The sequence below is a fragment of the Paenibacillus sp. MMS18-CY102 genome, assembly GCF_009789195.1.
Lineage (GTDB): Bacteria > Bacillota > Bacilli > Paenibacillales > Paenibacillaceae > Paenibacillus_T.
Window position 1 is genome coordinate 1 of sequence record NZ_WSTC01000067.1, and the last position, 7,322, is coordinate 7,322.

Annotated in this window: 1 protein-coding gene; it reads left to right on the forward strand. The window is 50.1% G+C overall.

The annotated features are described in order from the left end of the window. On the forward strand, positions 1-7,322 hold a 7,322-nt coding region (locus GON22_RS25315; protein ID WP_160398838.1), incomplete at both ends, for a non-ribosomal peptide synthetase.

A 7,322-nucleotide genomic window follows, 5' to 3' on the forward strand; every position in this document is an offset into this window, starting at 1 on the left:
CGTACGTCTGGTGAAAAACACCAACTATGCCGAACTGAACGAACATACCCGCATCCTGCAGACGGGGGCGATCGTGTTTGACGCTTCGACGTTTGAAATTTGGGGAGCGCTATTAAACGGTGGACGTCTGTATCTGGAGCCGAACGATGTGATTTTGGATGCCACGAAGCTAAAGAAAACGATCCAGCAGTACGGCATTACCACCATGTGGCTGACTTCGCCTCTGTTCAATCAGCTTTCCCAACAGGACAGCAAGCTGTTCGCAGGCGTACAAACGTTGATCGTTGGGGGAGACGTACTATCCGTGCCCCATATCAATCGCGTACTCCAGCATCACCCGGGGCTTCGCATCATCAACGGATATGGGCCGACCGAGAACACAACATTCTCTACCACGCATGAGATTAAGGAAGAACAGACAGGGGCAGTGCCGATAGGCCGTCCTATTCATAATTCGACAGCTTATGTCGTGGATCCATTCATGAATCTGGTGCCAATTGGTGCCTGGGGTGAACTGATTGTGGGTGGAGATGGGGTAGCCAGAGGATATGTAAACAAGCCAGAATTAACAGACGAGAAGTTTATCCCAAACCCGTTCCGGCCAGGAGAACGCAGCTACCGGACGGGAGATTTGGCAAGGTGGCGCGCAGACGGTACGTTGGAATACAAAGGCCGAATCGACGAACAGGTCAAAATCCGCGGCTACCGAATCGAGCTGGGTGAAATCGAAACCCAATTGATGAAGCTAGAAGCCATACAAGAGGCCGTCGTCATTGCACGAGAAGATGAAACGGGACAAAAACACTTGTGCGCTTATTTTGTAGCGGAAGAGGAACTGACGGTAAGCGACTTACGAACTTTGCTGTCTGAGGAATTGCCTAGTTATATGATCCCGTCCTTCTTTGTGCCTATGGAGCAAATCCCGTTGAACGTGAACGGAAAAGTGGACCGCAAAGCGCTGCCAGCGCCAGAGGGAAGCATGCAAACGGGGACAGAATACGTGGCTCCGCGCACCCCGATGGAAGCTCAACTCGCGCAAATCTGGCAAGAGGTGCTCGGACTTGAGCGCATCGGCATGAAGGACAACTTCTTCGACGTTGGCGGGCATTCTTTGCGAGCGACAACGCTGGTGGCGAAGATGCACAAAGCGATGGGGATCGAGATGCCGCTGCGGGAAGTGTTCCAATACTCGACCATCGAGCAAATGGCAGAAGTCATCTCTGGCAAGGAACAACATACGTATGGTTCCATTCCAGTCATTGAAGAAAGTACCTATTATCCTGTCTCTTCCGCCCAAAAACGAATGTACATTTTGAGTCAACTGGAAGGCGGAGAGCTTAGCTACAATATGCCGGGTATCTTTACGGTGGACGGGCCAATCGATCGAGAAAGGCTGGAGGAAGCATTCCGCAACTTAATCCGTCGCCACGAGGCGTTGCGAACCGGCATAGAGTTGGTCAACGGTGAACCTGTCCAGCGCGTACACGAGGATGTGGAATTTGCCGTGGCGTACACGCAGGCGAGCGAAGAAGAGGTGGAAGGGCTCTATCGCCAATTTGTGCGTGTTTTTGATCTTAGCCATGCGCCGCTCTTGCGGGTCGGGCTGATCGAATGCAAGCCGGATCGCCATGTATTGCTCATTGACATGCATCATATCATTTCCGACGGAACGTCCGTTGGTATTATGGTGCAGGAATTTGTTCAGTTGTACCATGGTGTGGAGCTTACGCCGCTGCGGATTCAGTACAAGGATTATGCGGCATGGCAGCAGGCAGAGGTGCAGAGCGAACGGATGAAGCAGCAGGAGGCGTATTGGCTGGAGGTATGCAGCGGAGAGATTCCCGTGCTCGATCTGCCAACCGATTACGCAAGGCCGCCAGTCAAAAGCTTTGAGGGAAATACGTTCGAATTTGTGATCGACAAGCAACGCAGCGAAGGACTGCGACAGCTTGCAACGCAAACCGGAACGACGTTGTACATGGTTCTACTTTCAGCCTATACAACGTTGCTTTCCAAGTACAGCGGACAAGAAGATATTATCGTAGGTACGCCAATTGCCGGCAGAGCACATGCGGATTTGCAGCAGACACTGGGAATGTTTGTGAATACGCTGGCGATGCGCAACGCTCCGTCGGGGGAAAAGCTGTTCCATGCGTACGTCCAGGAAGTGAAAGAAAATGCGCTGAGAGCCTATGAAAATCAAGACTATCCGTTTGAAGAACTGGTCAACAAGCTCGATGTGGCCAGAGATGTAAGCCGCAATCCGTTGTTCGATACGATGTTCATCCTGCAAAACACCGAGCAAAGCGAACTGAGCATTGGGGATTTGAAATGTATCCCTTATCCGCTCGAGCATCATGTTGCCAAGTTTGACCTTACCTTCAACCTGGTGGAAGAAGCAGAAGGCATCGTATGCAGCATCGAATACGCCAGCTCGTTGTACAAGCGAGAAACGGTAGAGCGAATGGCCCAGCACTTCAAGCAGTTGATCGATGTCATTGTGAAAGACCCACAAACGAAACTTTCAGCGATTGAGATGATTACTCCGGATGAGAAAACGCAGATTCTGGAGGTATTCAACGACACGGCTACAGACTATCCGCGAGACAAGACGATTCACCAGTTGTTTGAAGAGCAGGTGGAGCGTACGCCGGAGCAGGTTGCGGTTGTATATGAAGGAAGTCAACTAACGTATCGTGAGCTGAACGAAAAGGCGAACCGACTTGCGCGTACGTTGCGTGCAGAAGGGATACAGCCGGATCAGCCTATAGGCATCTTGGTGGAGCGTTCTCTGGAGATGATGGTCGGCCTATTGGGAATTTTGAAAGCAGGCGGCGCCTATGTACCGATTACCCCGGTATATCCGGAGGAACGGATTCGCTACATACTGGAGGATTCCGGGGCGAAGCAATTGTTGGTACAAAGTCGCTTCAAGGAAAGCGTTGCCTTCACGGGTACAACCCTCGTTTTGGATGACGCGTTGTTCGATAAGGAAGACGGCTCGAATCTGGCGACCCTCACAGGCCCCCGTCACCTGGCTAATCTGTTCTACACGTCAGGATCAACAGGCAAGCCAAAAGGAGTGATGGTCGAACATCGAAACGTCGTACGTCTGGTGAAAAGCACCAACTATGCCGAACTGAACGAACATACCCGCATCTTGCAGGCGGGGTCGATCGTGTTTGACGCTTCGACGTTTGAAATTTGGGGGGCGCTGTTAAACGGCGGACGGCTGTATCTGGAACCTAAAGACGTGATTTTGGATGCCATGAAGCTAAAGAAAACGATCCAGCAGCACGGCATTACCACCCTGCAACTGGTCACGCCTCTGTTCAATCAGCTTTCCCAACAGGACAGCAAGCTGTTCGAAGGCGTACAAACGTTGATCATTGGGGGAGACGTCCTATCCGTGCCCCATGTCAATCGCGTGCTCCAGCATCACCCGGGACTTCGCATCATCAACGCTTATGGGCCGACCGAAAACGCTACAAACTCTACTACGCATGAGATTAAGGAAGAACAGACAGCGACCGTGCCGATTGGCCGTCCTATTCACAACTCCACAGCGTATGTCGTGGATCCGTTCATGAATCTGGCGCCAATTGGGGCCTGGGGCGAACTGATTGTCGGTGGAGATGGGGTAACCAGAGGATACTTAAACAAGCCAGAGTTAACGGAAGAGAAGTTTATCCCAAACCCGTTCCGGCCAAGAGAACGCATCTACCGGACGGGAGATTTGGCAAGGTGGCGCTCAGACGGTACTTTGGAATACAAAGGCCGAATCGACCATCAAGTAAAAATCCGTGGCTACCGAATCGAGCTGGGTGAAATTGAAACCCAATTGATGAAGCTAGAAGCCGTACAGGAGGCCGTCGTCACTGCACGAGAAGATGAAACGGGACAAAAACACTTGTGCGCCTATTTTGTAGCGGAAGAGGAACTGGCGGTAAGGGACTTACGAACTTTGCTGTCCGAGAAATTGCCTAGCTATATGGTGCCATCCTACTTCATACAGATGGACAAGATGCCGCTTAGCCCAAATGGCAAAATCGACCGCAAGGCATTGCCTGCATCAGAAGGAAGCAGCTTTACGGGGACAGAGTATGTAGCCCCACGTACAGAGGTAGAGCGTACATTGGTTTCAATCTGGCAAGCCGTTCTTGGTGTCAAATCGGTTGGCATCATGGATAAGTTTTTCGATCTTGGCGGCGATTCCATCAAGTCGATTCAAGTATCTTCACGGATGCTTCAAGCAGGCTACAAGATCGAGATGAAGGATATGTTTATCTATCCGACCGTAGCATCCTTGAGCCCGCATGTCCAATTGTCCAACAGAGTAGCGGAACAAGGAGAGATAAAAGGTGCTGCCGGTCTGACACCGATTCAACATTGGTTCTTCGAGAATCAACTGACCGATCTGCATCACTTTAACCAAGCAATCCTGCTGTATCGGGAGCAAGGTTTTGATGAGATAGCCCTTCGCGAGACGATGACAAGGGTAACGGAGCATCATGATGCCCTTCGCATGGTGTTTCACAAGGGAGAACGTGGATATGAAGCTCGGAATCGCGGAGTGAACGAAGGAGAACTGTACAGTCTGGAAGTGGTGGATTGTAGGCGTGATGAGGTAGATACTGCCCGGATGATTGAAACGAAGGCCAACGATATTCAAGCGAGCATCGATTTGAGTGAAGGGCCTTTGGTGAAGGTGGGGTTGTTCCGCTGCGCCGACGGCGACCATTTGCTTATTGCAATCCATCATTTGGTGGTAGACGGAGTGTCATGGCGGATTTTGCTGGAGGATATCTCCACAGGCTATAAACAAGCGGAAATGGGGCGACCGATCCAGCTTCCGCAAAAGACGGATTCCTTCCAGACGTGGGCGGAACATCTAGCTTTGTATGCCAACCATACGGAGATAGAACATGAAAGCGTGTTTTGGCAGAGCATCGAACAAGCCGGCGGTACGCCGCTTCCTAAAGATGACGATGAACAGAAGAAAACCTTGCTTCGGGATAGTGAAACCGTTACGGTACAGTGGACAGAACAGGAAACCGATCTGCTTCTGAAACAGGCGCACCGTGCCTACAACACGGAAGTGACCGACCTGCTGCTAACGGCGTTGGGTGCGGCTATCCACATCTGGAGTGGCATTGAGCAAGTGCTGGTCAATCTGGAAGGACACGGTCGAGAGTCCATTCTGCCGGATATCGACATCACGCGAACCGTCGGTTGGTTTACCAGCCAGTATCCGGTGATGCTGACAATAGGCCAGGATCAAGATGTATCACAACGGATTAAGCAAACGAAAGAAGCGCTGCGCCAAATTCCACAAAAGGGAATCGGTTACGGAATCCTGAAATACATGTCAGCGTTCGGGGAAGGCATCGATTGGAAAGCGGAGCCGGAGATCAGCTTCAACTATTTGGGTCAGTTTGACCAAGACCTCAATCAGCATGCAATAGAGCTATCGCGTTATTCCAGCGGTGTAGCCGTAAACGAAAACACGGCGATAAAATATGCTTTAGATATAAATGGAATGATTTCGCAAGGTTCGTTGTCGCTAACGATTGATTACAGCGCTCATGCGTATCGCAGGGAAACGATGGAACGGTTCACGGAGCTGTTCAAGACCAGTCTGCAAGAAGTGATTGCGCATTGTATGACTAAAGAGAGGCCAGAGCCGACACCAAGCGATCTTTTACGTAAAGGATTAACGATCGAGGAATTGGAACAAATCATCGCGCAAACCTGTCATTTGGGCGAAATTGAGAACATCTGCGCGTTAACGCCGATGCAAAAGGGTATGATGTTCCACAATTTGCTCGATCCACAATCAGGAGTTTACTTTGAAAACGCCACATTTGACCTTGTAGGGACATTTGATGAAGAACTATTTGGGGAAAGTTTGAAAGTACTGGTAAAGAGATACCAGGTATTCAGAACAAATTTTATCAGTGGTCGGGAAGAACCGCTGCAAATCATATTCCGAAACAAGAAGGCTGGCTTCTACGTCGAAGATCTGCGTCAAATGAATGAAGCGCAGCGTAAGGAGTATATCAACAAGTTTACGAGAGAAGACAAGGCCAGGGGATTTGATCTTGCTCAAGGGGAACTGATGCGCGTATCGATTTTGCGTACTGGAGAAGAAACGTATCACTTCATCTGGAGCTTTCACCATATTTTAATGGATGGCTGGTGCTTGTCGCTTTTAACACAGGAAGTGTTCTATACGTATTTTGCCCTTGTTGGGCAAAGAGAGCCGAAGCTAGCCCCGGTAACTCCGTACAGCCGTTATATTGAGTGGCTGGAACAACAAGACAACGAAGAAGCATCCAGGTATTGGGGTGAATATGTAGCCGGATATGAACAACAAACGTTACTGCCAACAGCAAATCGGCAGAACAAGGTGGAGGGTTATCTTGCTGAAGAACTGATTTGCTCCGCCGGTCGGGAACTGACTGACCAAATGAGAAAGGTAGCAAGGCAGCATCAGGTGACGTTGTATACACTGTTGCAATCGGCATGGGGCATCGTGTTGCAAAAATACAATGGAAATCAGGATGTTGTGTTCGGAAGCGTGGTTTCGGGCAGACCGGCTGAAATTCCCGGTATTGAGAGCATGATCGGCCTGTTCATCAATACGGTTCCGGTGCGTATACGCACGGAACCAGGTGCCACCTTTGCGGAAGCAATGCGATGGAATCAGGAACAAGCGACGGCAACGCGTGCCTACGACACGTATCCGCTTTACGACATTCAGAACCTGACTGAGCAAAAGCAAGGCTTGATCAATCATATTATGGTATTTGAGAACTATCCTGTTCAGCAGAAGGTAGAGCAACTGGGAAGCCATGACCAGGCAAGCTTCACCATTGCGAACGTAGAAATGAATGAACAAACGAACTATGACTTTAACCTGATTGTCCTGCCTGGAGAAGAGCTTCACCTTTGCTACAAATACAATGCACTTGTGTATGACCAGACGAGTGTTGAGCGGATACAAGGCCATCTGATTCATGTACTTGAACAGATAGTGAACAATCCTAACATTTGCGTGAATGATCTGGAACTGGTAACCGAAGTTGAAAAAACGCAGATTCTGGAGGTATTCAACGACACGGTTACAGACTATCCGCGAGACAAGACGATTCACCAGTTGTTTGAAGAGCAGGTGAAACATATGCCGGAGCAGGTTGCGGTTGTATATGAAGGAAGCCAGTTGACATACGGTGAGCTGAACGAAAAGGCGAACCGGCTTGCGCGGAGGTTGCGTGCAGAAGGTGTACAGCCGGATCAGCCTGTAGGCATCCTGGTGGAGC